The sequence below is a fragment of the Pseudomonas sp. AO-1 genome (assembly GCF_019775695.1).
In the GTDB taxonomy this organism is placed as follows: Bacteria; Pseudomonadota; Gammaproteobacteria; order Pseudomonadales; family Pseudomonadaceae; genus Aquipseudomonas; species Aquipseudomonas parakoreensis.
The window spans coordinates 4,361,792-4,381,878 of sequence record NZ_CP079947.1; the positions used below are offsets into that span (position 1 = coordinate 4,361,792).

The window sequence follows — 20,087 nt, forward strand, 5'->3', positions numbered from 1 at the left end:
TTAATAACAGGATCAAAAGATCGCGGCGTGCCGCAGCGCCCGCAAGATTCGTGACTTGTGCTCAACAGTGCTTTGTCCCCCCAGCGGTTTTTCTCAAGAACGCAGACGCGGATACTCCCGCCCATTCCCACTGCACCCCTGGAGTCATCAATGTCTGTTCCCGCTTTTGGTCTGGGTACGTTTCGCCTGCAAGGTCAGGTGGTCATCGATTCGGTGCGCACCGGCCTTGAACTCGGTTACCGCGTCATCGACACCGCGCAGATCTACGAGAACGAAGCCGAGGTCGGTCAAGCCATCGCCGCCAGCGGCATTGCTCGCCAAGAGCTGTTCATCACCAGCAAGATCTGGATCGCCAACTTCGCCAAGGATCGCTTGATCGACAGCCTCAAGGAAAGCCTGCGCAAGCTGCAGACCGACTACCTCGACCTGACGCTGATCCACTGGCCATCGCCGGAAGATCAAGTGCCCGTCGCCGAGTTCATGGGCGCGCTGCTCGAAGCCAAACGTCTGGGCCTGACTCGGCAGATCGGCGTTTCCAACTTCACCATCGAGCTGATGCAACAGGCGATTGCAGCGGTCGGCGCAGAAAACATCGCCACCAACCAGATCGAACTGCACCCGTACCTGCAAAACCGCAAAGTGGTCGAGTTCGCGCAAAGCCAAGGCATCCAGATCACCTCGTACATGACCCTCGCCTATGGCGAAGTGCTCAAGGACCCGCTGATCCAGCAGATTGCCGCACGCCTGCAAGCGACCCCGGCGCAAGTCACTCTGGCCTGGGCAATGCAACAGGGCTACGCGGTGATTCCATCGTCGACCCGACGCGCCAATCTGCAGAGCAACCTCGGTGCTGCGGCGCTGACCCTGAGCGACGCCGACATGGCGTTGATCGCCACACTGGAGCGCGGCCAGCGCCTGACCAGCCCGGAAGGCATTGCTCCGCTGTGGGACTGATCGTTCAGCTCTGAAGGCGCTGCGCGAGACTGAGCATGGCCTGGCGCAGCACCTCGACCGAGCGCTCGACCACTTGGATTTCGGCGTCTCGGCAGGCCTGCTCAAGATCCGCACAGGCTGCCACCACTCGCGCGGCACCGACCATCTGCGCGCCGCCCTTGATGTGATGCGCCAGCGTGCGCAATTCACTCGGATTGAGGGGCCGGCGTGCGACGTCCAGCCGTTGCAGGTCGTCCTGCAGACTGCACAAGACTTGCTCTCGCAAACGTTGTATCAGCGCATGATCGTCACCGGCCATTTGCTCCAGCGCACTCAGGTCGAGTTCGGTCAAGGGCCGTGGCTGCTTCGGCTCGCCCGCATTTTCGCTGTGCCTGGCGCCCTGCAAGGCCAGCGCCAGATCAGCCAGGCGGATCGGTTTGAACAGGCAATCATCCATACCGGCCTCAAGACACCGTGCCTTTTCCTCGATCTGCGCATTGGCGGTAAAGCCGAGAATCAGACACCGTGCCCGGCCGCTCGCCGCCTCTTCGCCACGGATCGCCCGCGCGAGTTCGTAGCCGTTGCGCCGGGGCATGTTGCAGTCGGTGATCAGCACGTCAAACGCTTGCGCCCGCCAGCGTTGCAGCCCCTGTTCCCCGTCCTCCATATCAACGGTGCGGTGGCCGAGTTCACTCAACTGCCAACAGAGCAGCAGCCGGTTGACCGGATGGTCATCCACCACCAGCACGCTCAGTGAGCGCGCCGGCGTGTCGGCCACCGCGGTGCTTGCAGCCTCGGTGGCAAGCGCGGCCAACGATTGCAATTGCAGACTGACCTCGACCTCTGTTCCATGCCCCGGCTCGCTGTCAAGGCGCAGCGTACCGCCCATCATTTCGCAGAGCTCACGGCTGATCACCAACCCCAGCCCCGAGCCGCTGCGCGCGGACTGCCCGGGGTTGCCGGCCTGAACAAACGGGCTGAACAGGCGCTGGCGGTCATGCTCGCTGATGCCGATGCCACTGTCTTCGATCACCACCGTCACGCCCACGCTTGCAAGCGGCATAGCGTGCACTGATAGCCGCAAGCTGACCTCGCCTTGCTCGGTGAACTTGATCGCGTTGCTCAACAGGTTCGACAGCACTTGCTTGAAGCGCACCGGATCAATCAATACGTCAACGTCACTGCCCGCCCCCAGCTCGATGTGCCATGACAGGCACTTTTGTCGCGCCAGCCCTTCGAATACCCGGCACACCGAGGCCACCAGTTCGCGCAGGTTGGCCCGCTGCGGCGCGAGGGACAACTGCCCGGATTCGATGCGCGCAATATCGAGAATATCGCCAATCAGCGCGAGCAGTTGCTGTCCGGCGCCCGACGCAACCTGAATCGCCAACCGGTCAGTGACGCCCTCCTCGGCACGCTTGAGCGCCAGTTCGAGCATGCCGATCAACGCGTTCATCGGCGTGCGGATTTCATGGCTCATGGTCGCCAGGAAAGTCGTCTTGGCGCGGTTGGCATCGTCAGCCGCCTCCTTGGCCTGCTGCAACTGATGCAACCATTGCTGACGCTGACGTAACTGCCAGCGCTGAAAACCGATCCAGGCCAGCGCCAGCACCAGCAACCCCGCCGCGGCGGCAAACCCGAGGACAATCTCGCGGCGGTGGCGCACCCAATAGCTCTCCTCCACCACCACATCATGGCTCCAGCGCTCGACCAACTCGTCCATCTGCTGCGGCGCGATGCTCAGCAGTGCCTTGTTCAGCATTGTGTGCAGCGCCGTGGCTTGCGGTGCAGTCGCCAATGCAATGCGTGCCGGTTGATCGCCGACGGTGTTGGTGATGCGCAAACGCTCGCGGTACTGGCGGGCAAGCAGAAAGCGCGCCACCAGCAGTGAACTGACGGTCGCATCGGCCTGGTCCTTGACGATCAGTTCCATGCCCTCGGCGGGACTGCGCACCTCCACCAGTCGGACTCGTGGCACGCGCCGCACCAGGTAGTCGCGCAACGGATGCCCGCGATAAATCGCCAGGCGCTTGTCCTGTAAATCGTCGAGGCTGCGCGGACTGCCGGCCGTTGTCGCACTGATCAGCACAAACGGGTTGTTCAGATAGGCGCGGGTGAACTGCAGCTCGGCTTCACGCTCGCTGCTGGGCGTCACCACCGGCAACACGTCGAGTTCACCGGCCTTGAGCTGTTCGATCTGGCGGTCCAGCGAACGCCCCCGAACCACGTCGAATTGCAAACCGGTGCGCTGGCTGATCAGGTTGAGCAGCTGTGCCGACAGACCACTGAAACGGCCCTCGGCATCAAAAAAACTCAGTGGCGCGAAGTCCTCGATCACCCCCACCCGCACCACCGGGTGCTGCGCCAACCAGTCCTGCTCGCTAGCACTCAGGTGTACCCGCGACTGTGCGGCCATCTGCGCGCGTCCTGCGCTCCAGCGCTGCTCGATAAGCTGACGACGCTCCATGGGAATCGCCACCAGTGCCTTGTCGATGATGCGTTTGAGGCGTACTTCACTGCGCCGCAGGGCGAAACCGAAGGCGTTGGCATCCAGCCCGGACGGCCCGGCCAATTGCAGGTCATTGCGATAATTGGTGTTGATCAGGTAATTGGCGCTGATCAGATCGCCGAGATAGCCATCATCGACACCGAAAGCCACCGCCCCCAGTGCGTCCATCGCCGAGGGATAGCGCAGCACCTGCGCCTCGGGATAGAACGCCTGCACACTGGCCAGCGGCAGATAATCCTCGACCATGGCGATGCGTTTGCCTGCCAGATCCACCGACAACGTTTCGTCAAACCGGGTCACCAGCATCGGCTGATCGTCGGCGTAGGGTCGCGACAGGACGAAATCAGGGTCGGCGAGTTCAAAGCCGTTGGAGGTGCCGAGCAGGTCGAGCTCGCCATGTTTCAGCGCAGCCATGACTTGCTCGCGATTGGCGAAACGCTGCACATCGATGCGCACCCCGAGCAGTTGCGCCAGCAGCTCGGCGTAATCGGCGGTGAGCCCTTCCAACTCTTGTTGATTGCGGGTGATTTCGAACGGCGGATAGTCCGCACCGGAAACGCCCATGCGCAAGACCGGATGCTGGCGTAACCACTGACGGTCACGCCCATCGAGCGCAACATGGACATTGTCCAGTTCGGCCTGGGGCAACAGTTGCAGGTGCTGCGCCGAGTCACCGGCCCAAGAGGTGGCCGTGATGCTCAACCACAGGACACAGCACCAGCCTTGCCGATTCATCAGGTCACTCAGAGCAAATGATTGCGTTTGGCGAATTCGCGCAAGTGCACCGTCGAGTTGATCCCGAGTTTTTTCATCAAACGGGTTTTGTAGGTGCTGACGGTTTTATGGCTCAGGTGCATGTCTTCGGCGATCAGTTTGTTGGCTTTGCCCTGGGCCAATTGCTCAAGGATATTCAGCTCACGATTGGACAAGTCGTCGATCATCTGCTTTTCGCTGCGGTGCATAGGGGTCGACGTATAGTCCTTGTCAGACGGCGCCGCAAAGTAGGAATAGCCTGACATCAACGCCTGAATTGCCTTGTGCAATTGCAGCAACTGGTTGGTTTTGGCCACGAAGCCCAAGGCACCGGCACGCAGGCAGCGGTCCTGATAATACTGCGGGTCCTGAGAGGTGAAGATCAGCACCTTGCATTTGGGGTCGATGGCCTTCAGCCGTTCCAGCACCTCCAGGCCACCGATCCCCGGTAACTTGAGGTCGAGTATCACCAGCTTGGGTTTGTGCTCACGATTCAGGGCCAGGGCCTCGCTGGCGCTCGCGGCCTCGTGAATCTCCTTGAATCGCTCGGTCTGGAGTACGAGTCTCACGGCTGCGCGCACCACCGGATGATCGTCGACGATCAGCGCTGACTTCATGACGGCTCCCCGTGCAACCACATGACAAAGGTGCCACGACGTCGGATGCTGCGGACGCCGCTGCTGTGCAAAGACTGTTACACGGGAACCCTGCGGGATCTACCTGTCAGATCTGACAGTTGCAGTAAACGCCAAACCGTGCTCACGCCCGGCGCTGCAGGGCCGATGCCGGTTTCCGGGCATTCGCTGCGCACTGCGGCGGGCCCTCAACCCGATCCATCAGGTGCTTGATCGCTGCCAGGTCGGGCAGTGCGACATGGCTGATCTGCATGTTCTCCTGAGCAAAACCTGCCGGGGTCTGCACCGGGGCCGAAGGTTCGTTGTAGATCAGAACATGACGGACATGCGGGTTGTTCAGGAAAAAGTCCGACAGGTCCAGCGACCCGGCCGTCAGTTCGGCATTGATGACTACGGCATCGAAGGGTTCGCAGCCGTATTCCACCAGCGTCAGCAACTCCAGCAGACTCTGCACCGGAGCGACGCGGAAGTATTCGAGATGGTTGAACAGCCGCTCGATTTTCATTCGGTGAAAATGCTGCGGATCGGCAATCAGGATGCGCAGGGTTTTATTGATCATGCTCGATGTCCCGAAGCTCGGAGGTGGCGCGCCAAGACTACGCATCTCGCCGGAACAGCTCTGTAGGACCTTTCCTAAAAATCCGCTCATTCGTCTGTTCCTTTGCCGTGGTTGCGCCGTTGCAGCCAGTTCAACAGATCGGCCCCGGCCATCGGCCGTGCGTACCAGTAGCCCTGCCCTTGCGTGCAGCCCAGCACCAGCAGTTCATGACGTTGCGCGGCGGTTTCGATGCCTTCGATGACCACGTTCATGCCCAAGGCTTCGCCCAACGCCAGGGTGCTGCTGATGGCCGCGCGACAACGGGGTTCATGCGCAAGGTTGCGAATGAAATCGGCGTCGAGCTTGATCTCGTTGAAGGGCAACTGACACAGGCGTTGCAACGAAGAGAATCCGGCGCCGAAGTCATCGATCGACAAGCGACAGCCCATCATCCGCAACCGCACCAGTGTCTCCAGGCTGGCGGCGGGTGCCTCGAGCAGGCCGCTTTCGGTCAGCTCGAAGGTCAGGCTTGAGCCGCTGCTTGTATGTTCGGCCAACAGGCTTTTCAAGGTCGACGTCAGTTGCGCATTGGCCAGTTGCACGGTTTGCAGGTTGAACGCCAGGTTCAGGACAAAGCCTTGCGCCCGGGCGCTGCGCTGCACGTGCAAGGCCTGGTCGATCTGCGCCAACAGCATCTCGTCGAGCAAACCGCAACGCTCGAGCACCGGCAAGAACAGCGCTGGCGAAATCAGCCCGCGTGTCGGGTGCTGCCAGCGGCACAGCACTTCGACGCCTCGAACCTCGCCGTTCTGCAGGTCGAACTTGGGTTGATACCAGGCCTGCAATTGGCCCTCGGCCAGCGCATGGCGGACCGTCGTTTCACTGGCCAGCGTCATCGCGCGCAGCGGCTGCGGCGGGTTGATCTGCCGGTTGACGAATGTGTCGAGTAACTCGGCCAGTCCCTCAACGTGCAGCGGTTTGCCGACATCACCGAGCAGGTCCAGCCCAAGCAGTGCGACCATCTGATGCACCGCGCGCCGCAGGTCCGCCGACAGCGCACTGCAGATGATCACCGACCTGACCTGCCCCGAGGCGCCGACCCGTTGCAGAAACGCCAGCCCGTCCATGCCCTCCATCTGCAAGTCGCACAGGGCGATGTCCACCGCGCCGACTTCATCGAGCAACGCCAGCGCCTGCGCACCATCGCTGGCCTCCAGCACCTGCTGACAACCCAGCCCTTGCAGGAGGTTCACCGCCACGGAGCGCTGAAAAGCGTGGTCTTCCAGCACCAGGATACGAAGCGGCAGGTTGGGCATGAGGGTCGGCTCGCTGTGGGTGACGCACGGATGAGAATGGAGCTCGCGAGGGAGCGTCTGTGATCGCTTAACCATCGAGATGTTCCAGCACGATGCCAGGGCCCTGGCGATTCCGGGTCGCAGAGCGTGTAGGACTTAGAGTTTGACGACGTAAGAAAATGTGTTGAGCACGCTATCCAGAACTCACCAGAAACGCTGTAGGAAACGTCCTGAAAACAGCTGGAAATCTCTTGAAAGCCGACAAGATGCCGCACAGGCATTGGCCGATGCGGCGATGTTCATGACAGCACCAGCGACTGTGAACGCTGAGAGCCACGCCCAATGGCGGTGCAATGTGGTTGCCTTATTCGGTGGTGCTGGGACTCCAGAACGCCTGCACCACCAGCGCCGACGTCGAGATTCGCGCCACCAGTGCGTCCAGCTCGTCACCGTCCACCGAGGTGGTCGCCAGCGTCGCTTCGATCTCGATTTCATCGGCACCGAAGGCGTGTACATCGACGTCGCTGGCTGGGTAATTGCTGCGTTCCAGCTCGGCTTCGAGCAGGGCGAACACGGCTTTCTGCTGCGAGCGCCGGGCGATCACGTAAACAATGTTGGTGACTTCCGCCGAAACCACGTCCAGTGGCTGGCGGTTGATGTTGTTGACGATCGGCCGCAGCAAGGTGTTGGCGGCGAGGATGAACAGCGTGCCGAGCACCGCCTCGGCCAACAGATCGGCCCCGGCGCAGGCGCCGACAGCGGCGGAAGTCCACAAGGTCGCGGCGGTGTTGAGGCCACGGACGTTACCTTCCTCGCGCATGATCACGCCCGCGCCGAGAAAACCAATGCCGGAAACCACGTACGCGACTACCCGCACCGCGCCTTCAGCGCCGCCGAGACGGTTGGCCATGTCGACGAAAATCGCCGCACCGACCGCCACCAGCACGTTGGTGCGCAGGCCGGCGGTGCGTTGCCGGTACTGGCGCTCGAAACCGATCAGGCCACCGAGGATGAACGCCGCGCTGAGGCTGACGAGGGTGTCGAGCAGCGAGGTGAGGTTGAGGTTGTTGATGGCTTGCATGATGAAGCTCCTTGAATAGTCCACAGTCCCTTTGTTGGGCTTGCTGCCAATTCACTTGAACTACCCGTTCCCTGTAGGAGCTGCCGCAGGCTGCGATCTGTTGATCTTGTCTTTTAAAAACACAATCGACAGATCGCAGCCTGCGACAGCTCCTACAGGGTGGCAGGTGAAGATTGCAGCCTGCTGTTATTGCCAGCCGAATCGGCGGATGTAGAAACCTTTCACCGCCTGGGTCAGCGCCATGTATGCCAGCAGGATCATCGGCAGGAACACGAAGTACAGCGACGGCAGTGCCTGCAGTTTGAAGTAGTTGGCCAGCGGCCCCATCGGCAGGAAGATCCCGACCGCCATGATGATCCCGGTCATCACCAGCAGCGGCGTGGCTGCACGGCTTTGCAGGAACGGAATCTTCGGCGTGCGGATCATGTGCACGATCAGCGTCTGGGTCAGCAAGCCCACCACGAACCAGCCGGACTGGAACAGCGTCTGGTGATCCGGGGTGTTGGCATCGAACACGTACCACATCAAGGCGAACGTAGTGATGTCAAAGATCGAACTGATCGGCCCGAAGAACAGCATGAAGCGACCGACATCCGCCGGCTGCCAGCGCTGTGGCTTTTTCAGCATCTCGTCATCGACGTTGTCGAACGGAATCGCGATCTGCGAAATGTCGTAGAGCAGGTTCTGTACCAGCAGGTGCATCGGCAGCATCGGCAGGAACGGAATGAACGCACTGGCGACCAGCACCGAGAACACGTTGCCGAAGTTGGAGCTGGCGGTCATCTTGATGTACTTGAGCATGTTGGCGAAGGTCCGACGCCCCTCGAGCACGCCCTCCTCCAGCACCATCAGGCTCTTTTCCAGGAGGATGATGTCGGCGGCCTCCTTGGCGATGTCCACCGCACTGTCCACCGAAATACCGATGTCGGCGGTACGCAGCGCCGGCGCATCGTTGATGCCATCGCCCATGAAACCGACCACATGGCCGTTGCCTTTGAGGATGCGCACGATGCGCTCCTTGTGCGACGGCGTGAGCTTGGCGAAGACGTTGGTTTTCTCTACCGCCACGGCCAGTTCGGCATCGTTCATGCGCTCGATGTCGTTGCCCATCAGCAAACCCTGTTGCGCGAGGCCGACTTCGCGGCAAATCTTCGCGGTCACCAGTTCGTTGTCGCCGGTCAGCACTTTGACCGCGACGCCGTGCTCGGCCAGCGCCTTGAGCGCTGGCGCAGTGCTTTCCTTCGGTGGATCAAGGAACGCCACGTAACCGATCAGCGTCAGTTCCTGTTCATCCGCCAGGCTGTAAGTGTCGCGACCTTCCGGCATCGAACGGGCAGCCACCGCCACCACGCGCAAGCCTTCAGCGTTGAATGCTGCGGTGACCTGACGAATCCGGGTCAGCAATTCATCGCTCAAGGCTTCTTCGACTTCGCCGTGCTGCACACGGGTGCACACCGCCAACACTTCTTCCACCGCACCTTTGCAGATCAGTTGATGTGGCTGACCACGCCCTTCGACCACCACCGACATGCGCCGGCGATTGAAGTCGAACGGGATCTCATCGACCTTGCGAAACGCCGTGCCAACCTTCAATTCGCGATGGATTTCCACGTGCTCCAGCACCGCCACATCGAGCAGGTTTTTCAGCCCGGTCTGGTAGTAACTGTTGAGGTAAGCCATTTCCAGCACATCGTCGGAGTCTTCACCCCAGACGTCGACATTGCGCGCGAGAAAGATCTTGTCCTGGGTCAGGGTGCCGGTCTTGTCGGTGCACAGCACGTCCATCGCGCCGAAGTTCTGGATCGCATCCAGCCGCTTGACGATGACCTTCTTGCGCGACAGGAACACCGCGCCTTTGGCCAGGGTCGAGGTGACGATCATTGGCAGCATTTCCGGGGTCAGGCCCACGGCAATCGACAGCGCGAACAGCAGCGCTTCGGTCCAGTCGCCCTTGGTGAAACCGTTGATGAACAGCACCAGCGGCGCCATGACGAACATGAAGCGGATTAGCAGCCAGCTGACTTTGTTCACGCCCAGCTGGAACGAGGTCACCGCGCGGTCAGTTGCGCCCACACGCTGTGCCAACGCGCCGAAATAGGTGCTGTTGCCCGTGGTGAGAATCACCGCCACCGCCGTGCCGGACACCACGTTGGTGCCCATGAACAGAATGTTCTCCAGCTCCAGCGGATTGCGCGTGTCGCGGTCGGCCTGACGGGCAAACTTTTCCACCGGCATCGATTCGCCGGTCATTGCCGCCTGGCTGACGAACAGGTCCTTGGCGCTGAGCACCCGGCAGTCAGCGGGAATCATGTCGCCGGCCGACAGCACGATCAGGTCGCCCGGAACCAGTTGCTTGATCGGCAGCTCGATGCGTGGCTCGTCGCGGCGCATCACCGTGGCAGTGTTGCTGACCATCGCCTTGAGCGAGTCGGCGGCCCGGTTGGATTTGCTTTCCTGCCAGAAGCGCAGCAGCGTCGACAGCACCACCATGGAGAAAATCACCGTGGCGGCTTTCAGGTCTTCGGTCAGCCAGGAGATCACCGCCAACAGGGTCAGCAGCAGGTTGAACGGGTTTTTATAGCAGTGCCACAGGTGAGTCCACCATGGCAGCGGCTGCTCGTGTTCGACTTCGTTGAGGCCGTACTGCGCGCGCAGTGCGTCGACTTCAAAATCGGTCAGGCCGTCGGTGTGAGTGCCCAGCGACGAGAGCAGTTCGCCGCTGTCGCGATGGGCCGCATCGACCAGGGTGTTGGCCAGCGTGGGCGGGACTTCACGGCTGACCGTGGTGTCGTTGATCGATTCCAGCAGCGCCAGACGGCGGAAGTGCCGGGCGATGTGGCGTGTGCGCAGGAAGCCTGCGAAAAATTCCTTGAGCGTAAGTTTCATGGCTGTTGCCCCTATGGTCAGCCGGGAAACCGTCGAGCAGGTACGACCACGCCTCGTTCACCGGAAAATCCGGCACGGCAAGGCTTGGCGCGCCGGTCAGAAAAGACAGGCGTGTCGATAGGTTTGCGATCACGACCACACGGTCGAAATCACATACTTTCAGTGTCGATGAGAAGGACGTCGGGACATGGTCTCAACTGACCATGATCGGGATGCCGCTGCTCGCTTTACGGCGAGACAACGGCAGAGAAAGGCTGCGCGTTATCTTGCCGAGAATCTGCCGGTTACCGAGACCGGCCGACAACTGTCACTCGAACAAGTACCCACTGTGGGTCTCCGCTATTGATGAAAACGCGCGAAGCTTACGCCTCGATGATTGGAGAGTAAACCCGCAAAAGGAAGTGTGTCGGGGAATATCGGGGGATGTTCAGGAAGGGTTCAGGAATGGTTTTTTGCGGTGATCCTTGAGGCCCCTTCGCGAGCAAGCTCGCTCCCACATTGGATCTTCATCTGACACAAAATCTGTGTTCACTGAAAATCCCTTGTGGGAGCGAGCTTGCTCGCGAAGGCGGTGGATCAGGCAATGCTGATTCAGCTGGCAGTCGCCAACAACAGATCCGCCATCGAACGATGCCCACGGTTCTTGCCATGCTCATACAACGACCCGGCAATCTCGTCAGCACGCACCGGCAACACCGACAGCAACGTATCACTCAGGCCATGGCTGGCCTGGCAGAAGCCCTGCATATACAGGCCGGCCTTGCAGCGTTCGTCGGTGATCAGTTTGTAGTTGCGATCGACCTCGAAATCACCGAGGTATTCTTCCAGCGGTGCCAACAGTTTGCGGTGCATCTGCCGCTCGTAACCGGTGGCCAGGACCACGGCGTCATAGAGGCGCACGGTGACTTCGCCGGTGGCGTTGTTGCGCACCGCCAGTTCGATGCCGCGTTCGGTGGCGGTGGCGCTCTCGACGGTGGTCAGGGTACGGAACGCATGACGGGCGATGCCCGAGACTTTCTGCCGATAGAAGATGCCGTAGATGCGCTCGATCAGGTCGATGTCCACCACCGAGTAGTTGGTGTTGTGGTACTCGTTGACCAGCCGCTCACGCTCGGCGCTGTTTTGCTGGAACACCAGATCGGTGAACTCCGGCGAGAACACTTCGTTGACGAACGGGCTGTCGTCCGCAGGTTTGAGCGCCGAGCCGCGCAGGATCATGTCGACCTGCACCGACGGGAACGAATCGTTCAGATCGATGAAGGCTTCCGCCGCGCTCTGCCCGCCGCCGATGATCGCGATGCTCATCGGTTGGTTGTTCACACACGGCTGTTTGGCCATCTGCGACAGGTACTGCGAGTGGTGGAACACGCGGCTGTCGCCCTTCAGCGCCTTGAACGCCTCCGGAATACGCGGCGTGCCACCGGCACTGACCACCACCGAACGCGCGGTGCGCACAAACTGCTGGCCTTCGCTGTCGCGGGAGATCACGCGCAACGCTTCAACCTGGTGGTTGTGCAGCACCGGTTCGATGGTCAGCACTTCTTCGCCGTAGCGGCTCTGCTCGGTGAACTGCCCGGCGACCCAGCGCAGGTAGTCGTTGTACTCCATGCGGCACGGATAGAAGGTGCCGAGGTTGATGAAGTCCACCAGGCGGCCGTGAGCCTTCAGGTAATTGACGAACGAGTACGGGCTGGTCGGGTTGCGCAGGGTCACCAGATCCTTGAGGAAGGAAATCTGCAATTCGCTTTGGGTCGACAGGGTGTTGCCGTGCCAGCTGTAGTTGGCCTGCTTGTCGAGGAACAGCACATCCAGTTCGCCGTGGGTCGGGCCGCGCTCTTGCAGAGCGATGGCCAGCGCCAGGTTCGAAGGTCCGAAACCGACGCCGATCAGGTCGTGAACGATGGGCGATGCAATTGCCTGAGTCATTTCCAGTGTCCTCTGGATGAACCCCTCAACAAGGGGAAAGGAGAGCCTAAGTGACCCGACTGGCCTTGAGCAGGACAGCAGGTCGTCTGTTGAGTAGGAACGAGGACAGTGAAATAAAATTTAGCGATGGCGGCTCAATGGGCATCCCATTGTTTGATGCGCAGGCGGCAATGCTTCATCGCATTGACGATGTGTTTTTCCACCAGTGCCTTGGAAATTCCCAGCTGTTCGGCGATCTGCGGGTGCGACAGGCCTTCGATCTTGCGCAGCAGAAAACTGTCGCGGCACAGCGGCGATAATTCCGCCAGGGCGCGCTGGAGCATCTCCAGACGCTGGCCGTGATCGAGAGTGCCATGGGGCGACGGGGTGAAATAGCGCTCTTCGCTGTCGAGCACTTCCAGTGGCTCGACCTGGCGCAAGGCGTTGCGCCGATGATCGTCGATCACCAGATTCAACGCAGTGCGATAAAGAAAGGCTCGGGGCTGCTCGATGGGCGTGTCGCTGGAGCGTTCCAGAACCCGCACATAAGCGTCATGCACCACATCTTCGGCGACCTGACGGTTGCCGAGCTTGGCGTTCAGGAAACACACCAGCTCGCGATAGTAGTTTTCCAACATGACTCCCGGCCGCATCGATGCGGATTCGATCCTTGAGCACACTGATCGACGGCCCGCGAACACGGGTAGCAAGATAGTGGCAACTGAGGTGCGTAATTTATAGTAATTCTCATATAGATTTAAAGTGGCGTTTGTCGTTGCCCGCTAAATAGTGTCGTTCTATACCTGTAACATCCTGTGTCTTCGCTTAAATTCCCCCGCGTATTCATCGTTTACAGGACAGCTCCCCGTGTCTGTCGCGCCCTGCGACAGCGTTCGGCGGCTGCGCGCTGTGGCGTGCAGCCGGACGACGGGCCGAATTCCACTGGCCGGAACCCTGCATGAAACGTCCCCGCCCCGCTCGACGCGCCCTGCTCGCAGTCCTTTGTCTGATTCCTGTTGTTGCCTACGCCGCGTGGCAAATCATGCCGCCGGGCCGCGAGCGCTTCGCCACCGTGCAAGTCAGCCGTGGCGACATCGAGAGCAGCGTCACCGCGCTGGGCACCCTGCAACCGCGCCGGTATGTCGATGTCGGCGCGCAGGCCTCCGGGCAGATCCAGAAAATCCACGTCGAAGTCGGTGACGTGGTCAAGGAAGGTCAACTGCTGGTGGAAATCGATCCGTCCACGCAGAAGGCCAAACTCGACGCCGGACGCTTCTCCATCGAAAACCTCAAGGCGCAATTGCAGGAGCAACGCGCCCAGCATGAACTGGCGCGGCAGAAATATCAGCGCCAGCAGAATCTCGCCGCCGGCGGCGCCACCCGTGCAGAAGACGTGCAGACCGCCCGCGCCGAACTGAAAGCCACTCAGGCCCGCGTCGACATGTTCCAGGCACAGATCCGCCAGGCCGAAGCGAGCCTGCGCAGCGATCAGGCCGAACTCGGCTACACGCGGATCTACGCGCCGATGGCCGGCACCGTGGTTGCCCTCGACGCCCGCGAAGGCCAGACCCTCAACGCGCAACAGCAGACGCCGCTGATTCTGCGCATCGCCAAGCTGTCACCGATGACCGTGTGGGCCGAGGTTTCCGAGGCTGACATCGGTCACGTCAAACCGGGCATGACCGCCTACTTCACCACCCTCAGCGGCGGCCAGCGGCGCTGGAGCAGCACCGTGCGGCAGATTCTGCCGGTGCCGCCCAAGCCGCTGGACCAGACCAGCCAGGGCGGCGGCAGCCCAGCCAGCAGCAGTAAAAGCGGCAGCGCCCGCGTTGTGCTGTACACGGTTTTGCTCGACGTCGATAACGCCGACAACGCCTTGATGGCCGAGATGACCACTCAGGTGTTTTTCGTCGCCAATCAGGCCAAAGGCGTGCTCACCGCGCCGGTCGCCGCGTTGCAGGGCAGCACCACGGCCAACCTGCAAACCGCGCAGGTGGTGGCGGCCAACGGCGACATCCAGCAACGCGAGGTACGCACCGGCATCAGCGACCGGCTCAAGGTGCAGATTGTCGACGGCCTCAACGAAGGCGATCACCTGTTGATCGGCCCGGTCGACGGCAGCGGAGGCTGAATGCAAACGCCTCTGATCGATCTGCAGGACATTCGCAAATCCTACGGCGGCGGTGACGCGCCTGAAGTTCACGTGTTGCGCGGCATCGACCTGTCGATTCACGCTGGTGAATTCGTGGCGATTGTCGGCGCTTCCGGCTCCGGCAAATCGACCCTGATGAATATCCTCGGCTGCCTCGACCGCCCGACCTCCGGCGAGTACCGCTTCGCCGGGGAAAACGTTGCCGGCCTCGACAGCGACGAGCTGGCCTGGCTGCGTCGCGAAGCCTTTGGATTTGTGTTCCAGGGCTATCACCTGATTCCGTCCGGCTCGGCCCAGGAAAACGTCGAGATGCCGGCGATCTATGCCGGCACCCCGGCCGCCGAACGTCACGCCCGCGCCGCTGCCCTGCTCGACCGCCTCGGTCTGGCCTCGCGCACCGGCAACCGCCCGCATCAGTTGTCCGGTGGCCAGCAGCAACGGGTGTCGATTGCCCGGGCGTTGATGAACGGCGGCCACATCATCCTCGCCGACGAACCCACCGGCGCCCTCGACAGCCACAGCGGCAAAGAGGTGATGGCGCTGCTCGACGAACTGGCGAGTCAGGGCCACGTGGTGATCCTCATCACCCACGACCGCGAAGTCGCGGCCCGGGCCAAACGCATCATCGAAATACGCGACGGCCTGATCATCAGCGACAGCGCCCGCGACAACCCAGAAGCCCAGACCAGCGCCAACCCCGGCGCCCTGCAAGCGGTGGATCTGCGCCAGCGTCTGGCCGACGGCGCCGAAGCCACCGGCGCCTGGAAAGGCGAACTGGTCGATGCCCTGCACGCGGCGTGGCGGGTGATGTGGATCAACCGCTTTCGCACCGCACTGACCCTGCTCGGGATCATCATCGGCGTGGCGTCGGTGGTGGTGATGCTGGCGGTCGGTGAAGGCAGCAAACGCCAGGTGATGGCGCAGATGGGCGCGTTCGGTTCGAACATTATTTACCTCAGCGGCTCGGCGCCCAACCCGCGCACGCCGCCGGGGATCATCACCCTCGACGATGTGCACGCGCTGGCCAGCCTGCCGCAAGTGCAGCGGATCATGCCGGTCAACGGCGCCGAGGCCGGCGTACGTTACGGCAATGCCGACCACCTGAGTTACGTCGGCGGCAACGACACCAACTTCCCGGCGATCTTCAACTGGCCGGTGGTGCAAGGCAGTTACTTCACCGAGGCCGATGAGCAGAATGCTGCAGCCGTCGCGGTGATCGGCCACAAAGTCCGCAGCAAACTGCTCAAGGATGTGCCGAACCCGATCGGGCAATTCATCCTGATCGAGAATGTGCCGTTCCAGGTGGTCGGCGTACTCGCGGAAAAAGGCGCCAGCTCCGGCGACTCCGACAGCGATAATCGCATCGCCATCCCTTATTCGGCGGCCAGCGTCCGGCTGTTCGGCACGCGCAATCCGGAATACGTGGCCATCGCCGCCGCCGACGCGCGCAAGGTCAAGGACACCGAGCAGGCCATCGAGCAACTGATGCTGCGCCTGCACAACGGCAAGAAGGATTTCGAACTGACCAACAACGCCGCGATGATCCAGGCCGAGGCGCGCACCCAGAACACCCTGTCGCTGATGCTCGGCTCGATTGCCGCGATCTCGCTGCTGGTCGGCGGGATCGGGGTGATGAACATCATGCTCATGACCGTGCGTGAGCGGACTCGCGAGATTGGCATTCGCATGGCCACCGGCGCCCGCCAGCGCGACATCCTCCGGCAGTTCCTCACCGAAGCGGTGATGCTCTCGGTGGTCGGCGGCATTGCCGGGATCGCCCTGGCGCTGATCGTCGGCGGCGTGCTGGTCCTCAGCGAAGTGGCCGTGGCTTTTTCCATGATGGCGGTGCTCGGTGCCTTCGGTTGCGCCGTGGTCACCGGTGTTGTCTTCGGCTTCATGCCTGCCCGCAAAGCCGCCCGGCTCGACCCGGTCACGGCCCTTACCAGTGAATGATCGACCTATGAAACCGCGTCTCAGCCTGTTGACCATGTGCCTGTTGCTCAGCGCCTGCGGCAGTCCCGTCCAGCGCCCGGACAGTGGCGTGCAAACGCCAGCTGCCTGGCAGTCGCCCCATAGCGCCAGCGTTGCCCGCAACAACCCGCAGTGGTGGACGCAATTTGGCAGCCCGGAACTGGATCGTCTGATCGAGCAGGCGCGCGTCGGCAGTTTCGACCTCGCGGCTGCCGTTGCTCGCGTGCGTCAGGCGCAGGCGGGCACCGTCATCGCTGGCGGCTCACAGTTGCCGGAGGTCAAGGCCGGCCTGAATGCCAATCGGCAGAAACTGCTGCGCGGCAATGGCTACAGCCAACTCGATGCCAACAGCAGCAACAAGGCGGTGGACTATTTCGATACCAACCTGAGCGCCACCTACGAAATCGATTTCTGGGGCGGCAAACGCGCGTCGCGCGACAGTGCCCAGTTCGCCCTGCGGGCCAGCGAATTCGACCGGGCGACGGTCGAGCTGACATTGCTCAGCGGCGTTGCCAGCACGTATGCGCAAACCTTGTCGCTGCGCGAGCAGAGCCGCATCGCCGAACTCAACCTGGCCAACGCACAAAGCGTGCTGAAACTGGTGCAGACGCGGTTTGATTCAGGCTCCGCCACCGCGCTGGAGCTGGCCCAGCAGAAGAGCCTGGTCGCCGCCCAGCAATGGCAACTGCCGCGCGTGCAACAGCAAGCCCAGGACGCGCTGATCAGCCTCGCCGCCCTGCTCGGCCGACCGGTGCAGCAACTGTCGGCGACAGAGCCCTTCGATCACCTGCAATGGCCAGACATCGCCGCTGGCGTGCCCAGCGAGTTGCTCACGCAGCGTCCGGACATCGCACGCGCCGAAGCCCAACTGGCCGCCGCCGAAGCTGACGTCAAAGTCGCTCGCGCGGCCATGTTGCCGGCACTGACCCTGACCGCCCAACTCGGCTCAGGCGCCAATCAGTTCGACGATTTGATTCGCAGCCCTTTCTACAACCTGACCGCCGGACTGGTCGCACCGATTTTCAATAACGGTCGTCTCGGTGCTGAACGCGACAAGGCCATGGCGCGCCAGCAAGAGCTGCTGGAAACCTACCGTGGGGCGATCATCAACGGGTTTGCCGATGTGGAAAAAGCGCTCAATGGCATTCGTCGCCTGGATGAGCAGCGGTTGTGGCAGAACGAAGAACTGAATCAGGCGCAGACCGCATTCGACATCGCGCAGAGCCGTTACCAGGCCGGCGCTGAAGACTTGCTGACCGTGTTGGAAACCCAGCGCACGCTGTACGCGGCCCAGGATCAGCATGCACAACTACGGCTGTCACGAGTGCAGGCGAGCATTGCGCTGTACAAGGCACTTGGTGGCGGGTGGCAGACGCTGTAATCGAATCAACACAACAACCCTGTGGGAGCTGGCTTGCCAGCGATGAGGCCAGCACTCCCAACATCAACGTTGCCTGACCCGATGCTATCGCTGGCAAGCCAGCTCCCACATTGATTGACGATGTTGCCGCTCTCTCGGCCTGACACCTGAACCTGTGGGAGCGAGCCTGCTCGCGAATGATCGATGACGCAGCCCTCAAGTCGGGCTGGTTTTAGCCTTCAGATTGCGCGCATACCATGGCCGTTGCGGCACGCGGCGGAACAGACCGGCGAGTTTTTCCTCGTCGCTGATAAAGGTGATGCGCAGCGCCAGCTTCATGGTTTCCGGATCCATCTCCACCGACTTGCCCACCTGCAATCCCGGCGTGGTACTGCAGCCATGGGTGATCGGTCCGAGCCACGGATCATCGACTTCCACCCAGCGCCCCGGGGCAAACCATGGCACGCCATTGACCTGCAGCCGCGCGACTTCGCCCGGGTGGAAACGCTCGTGAGCGCGGAACCAGTCCTCGATGCGATCATCGATCCAGCCATGGAAATGCCAGAACGTCGGGTTGACGTGGGAAGAAAACGGATCGCCGAGGAAGTCGTTTTCGGCGTTGTACCAGCGGGCCGCGAAGTCCGCCGGATCGCGGGCAAACGGCACCGGCTGACCGTTGGACGGATCGCGCGGCACGGAGGCCCAGCGCATATGCAACCAGTCATGCAGGCCCAGCTCGACTTCGGAGCCGAACTGGCCGAGGGTGAGCCGGGCCAGATACGCCGGATCGCGGTATTGCGACTCCCAGACCTGGAAGTTGCTTTCGTAGGTCTCGGCGGTCTTGATGTCGCTGACCCACTGACTGAATTCGTCATCGCCCGCCGCCGTCCAGGTGGGCGGCAAGGCTGAGCCGTCGTGGTTGTCGAAATAGCGGGCGAAGCCGACACGGTCGCGGATCAGCTCCGGCTGCGGCAGCGGGAAAAACGCCCACGACGGCAGATCCTGCATCGAGCGCGCCGTCCCGAGCATGTGCCGGTGCATGAAGAAAAAGTCCACGCCCGAGCCATTGCGATCCTTGCGCGGGCCACGGGCATCGCGCTCCTTGTCGCGCGGGCCGGGCTGCCAGCCAATGCCGCGCAAGGCTTCGCGTTTGTCCTCGGGCAGTTTGTGCCACTTGTCCCGGGTCGCATGCCACAACTGGTGAAACAGGCGATGCTCGGGAGAGATAAGCCACGCCAGCAACGTCGGGTTGAGCGGCGTGCGCTCGCGCGCTTCGGGAAACAGCCGCTTGACGGCGACGAAGCGGTTGTCCTGCTCCGGCAAGGCCAGCGCTCGATCCAGGCGCAAAGCCTTGCCGCTGAGGGTGCCACTGCCGGCATTGCCGAAGTCGGCCCAGACCTCATCGAGGATCATCTCCAGCTCATAGCTGATCTGGCCGTCGGCACCGATCAGGCGCCAACTCAACTTCGCCGCATCGGCTATCGCGAGGTCGCCCAGAATTCGATAACGCGGTGTTTCAGCGGAGCGCAGGCGCTCGGGCGTGTCGAGAAAACCGCACACGCCGCGCCCCTTCTGGCCGATGTCGAGAAACACTTGCAGACCCTTGAGCGGCAAGCCCTCGAGGCCGGCATCGGCACCTTCGAAACGGATATCCCACACCCCGCGCAACGCATTCGCCAGGCGCTGTCCGGCCATGTCGGCGACGTCGAAAGACGCTTCGCCCGGGGTGATCGTCGGGTCCGGCTTCGTCCATTCACGATGCCCGAAATACGCCGCAGGCACGGCAGCGCCGGTCAGCGCCAGGCCCGCCATGAACCATCGTCGAGAAATCTTCATTGCCCTACCTGTGTCAGCCATGAAGCAGGCTTTATCCAAGCTAGAACGTTTGTTGCCCCGACAAATTTAACGCGCCCGGCGATGATGACTTGTGGCGAGGGGATTCATCCCCGATGAGTTGCGAAGCAACTCCCATCCGACGCTGGCGGCGACACCAGAAGGGACAGCGCTGGCAGGCTTTGCGAGCGCTTCGCACTCGATCGGGGATAAATCCCCTCGCCACAGCACCAGGC

The 20,087-nt window shown here is 61.9% G+C and carries 13 protein-coding genes; 4 read left to right on the forward strand and 9 right to left on the reverse strand.

Annotation, left to right across the window (positions count from 1 at the left end; genetic code table 11):
- Nucleotides 1–150 precede the first annotated feature (150 nt).
- On the forward strand, nucleotides 151–954 hold the full coding sequence (gene dkgB / locus KVQ82_RS19890) for a 2,5-didehydrogluconate reductase DkgB (protein ID WP_222015354.1): 804 nt from the start codon (nucleotides 151–153) through the stop codon (nucleotides 952–954).
- A 4-nt stretch (nucleotides 955–958) separates the two neighbouring features.
- Here the strand turns inward: dkgB and KVQ82_RS19895 are convergent, their stop codons facing one another.
- From KVQ82_RS19895 to KVQ82_RS19930, 8 genes are all read right to left on the reverse strand, one after another.
- Nucleotides 959–4,177 carry a transporter substrate-binding domain-containing protein gene (locus KVQ82_RS19895; protein WP_222015355.1) on the reverse strand — a complete coding sequence of 1,073 codons (3,219 nt, stop codon included), beginning with the start codon at nucleotides 4,175–4,177 and terminating at the stop codon, nucleotides 959–961.
- 8 nt (nucleotides 4,178–4,185) lie between these two features.
- On the reverse strand, nucleotides 4,186–4,812 hold the full coding sequence (locus tag KVQ82_RS19900) for a response regulator transcription factor (protein WP_108182209.1): 627 nt from the start codon (nucleotides 4,810–4,812) through the stop codon (nucleotides 4,186–4,188).
- A 142-nt stretch (nucleotides 4,813–4,954) separates the two neighbouring features.
- Nucleotides 4,955–5,389 (reverse strand): chemotaxis protein CheY, encoded by a 435-nt coding sequence (locus KVQ82_RS19905; protein WP_222015356.1) that lies wholly within the window; start codon nucleotides 5,387–5,389, stop codon nucleotides 4,955–4,957.
- 86 nt (nucleotides 5,390–5,475) lie between these two features.
- Nucleotides 5,476–6,684 (reverse strand): EAL domain-containing protein, encoded by a 1,209-nt coding sequence (locus KVQ82_RS19910; protein WP_260687689.1) that lies wholly within the window; start codon nucleotides 6,682–6,684, stop codon nucleotides 5,476–5,478.
- A 343-nt stretch (nucleotides 6,685–7,027) separates the two neighbouring features.
- Entirely contained in the window at nucleotides 7,028–7,744 is a 717-nt protein-coding gene (locus tag KVQ82_RS19915; protein ID WP_007968289.1) for an MgtC/SapB family protein, read from the reverse strand.
- 186 nt (nucleotides 7,745–7,930) lie between these two features.
- On the reverse strand, nucleotides 7,931–10,630 hold the full coding sequence (mgtA, locus tag KVQ82_RS19920) for a magnesium-translocating P-type ATPase (RefSeq protein WP_222015364.1): 2,700 nt from the start codon (nucleotides 10,628–10,630) through the stop codon (nucleotides 7,931–7,933).
- Nucleotides 10,631–11,221: 591 nt separating this feature from the next.
- Nucleotides 11,222–12,556 carry a lysine N(6)-hydroxylase/L-ornithine N(5)-oxygenase family protein gene (locus KVQ82_RS19925; protein WP_222015366.1) on the reverse strand — a complete coding sequence of 445 codons (1,335 nt, stop codon included), beginning with the start codon at nucleotides 12,554–12,556 and terminating at the stop codon, nucleotides 11,222–11,224.
- 134 nt (nucleotides 12,557–12,690) lie between these two features.
- Nucleotides 12,691–13,173, reverse strand: coding sequence for a sigma-70 family RNA polymerase sigma factor (locus KVQ82_RS19930; RefSeq protein ID WP_027614027.1), 483 nt, complete (start codon nucleotides 13,171–13,173; stop codon nucleotides 12,691–12,693).
- 320 nt (nucleotides 13,174–13,493) lie between these two features.
- On the opposite strand from KVQ82_RS19930, the gene KVQ82_RS19935 reads away from it, so the two are divergent.
- The 3 genes from KVQ82_RS19935 to KVQ82_RS19945 are packed head-to-tail and all read left to right on the forward strand — an operon-like array spanning nucleotide 13,494 to nucleotide 18,039.
- The gene (locus tag KVQ82_RS19935) at nucleotides 13,494–14,666 is read left to right on the forward strand and encodes an efflux RND transporter periplasmic adaptor subunit (protein WP_027614028.1); all 1,173 of its coding nucleotides are present in this window, start codon (nucleotides 13,494–13,496) and stop codon (nucleotides 14,664–14,666) included.
- Entirely contained in the window at nucleotides 14,667–16,640 is a 1,974-nt protein-coding gene (locus KVQ82_RS19940; protein ID WP_222015368.1) for a MacB family efflux pump subunit, read from the forward strand.
- 7 nt (nucleotides 16,641–16,647) lie between these two features.
- On the forward strand, nucleotides 16,648–18,039 hold the full coding sequence (locus tag KVQ82_RS19945; RefSeq protein WP_222015370.1) for an efflux transporter outer membrane subunit: 1,392 nt from the start codon (nucleotides 16,648–16,650) through the stop codon (nucleotides 18,037–18,039).
- A gap of 195 nt (nucleotides 18,040–18,234) precedes the next feature.
- Here the strand turns inward: KVQ82_RS19945 and KVQ82_RS19950 are convergent, their stop codons facing one another.
- Nucleotides 18,235–19,854 carry a PvdJ/PvdD/PvdP-like protein gene (locus KVQ82_RS19950; protein WP_222015371.1) on the reverse strand — a complete coding sequence of 540 codons (1,620 nt, stop codon included), beginning with the start codon at nucleotides 19,852–19,854 and terminating at the stop codon, nucleotides 18,235–18,237.
- Nucleotides 19,855–20,087 lie beyond the last annotated feature (233 nt).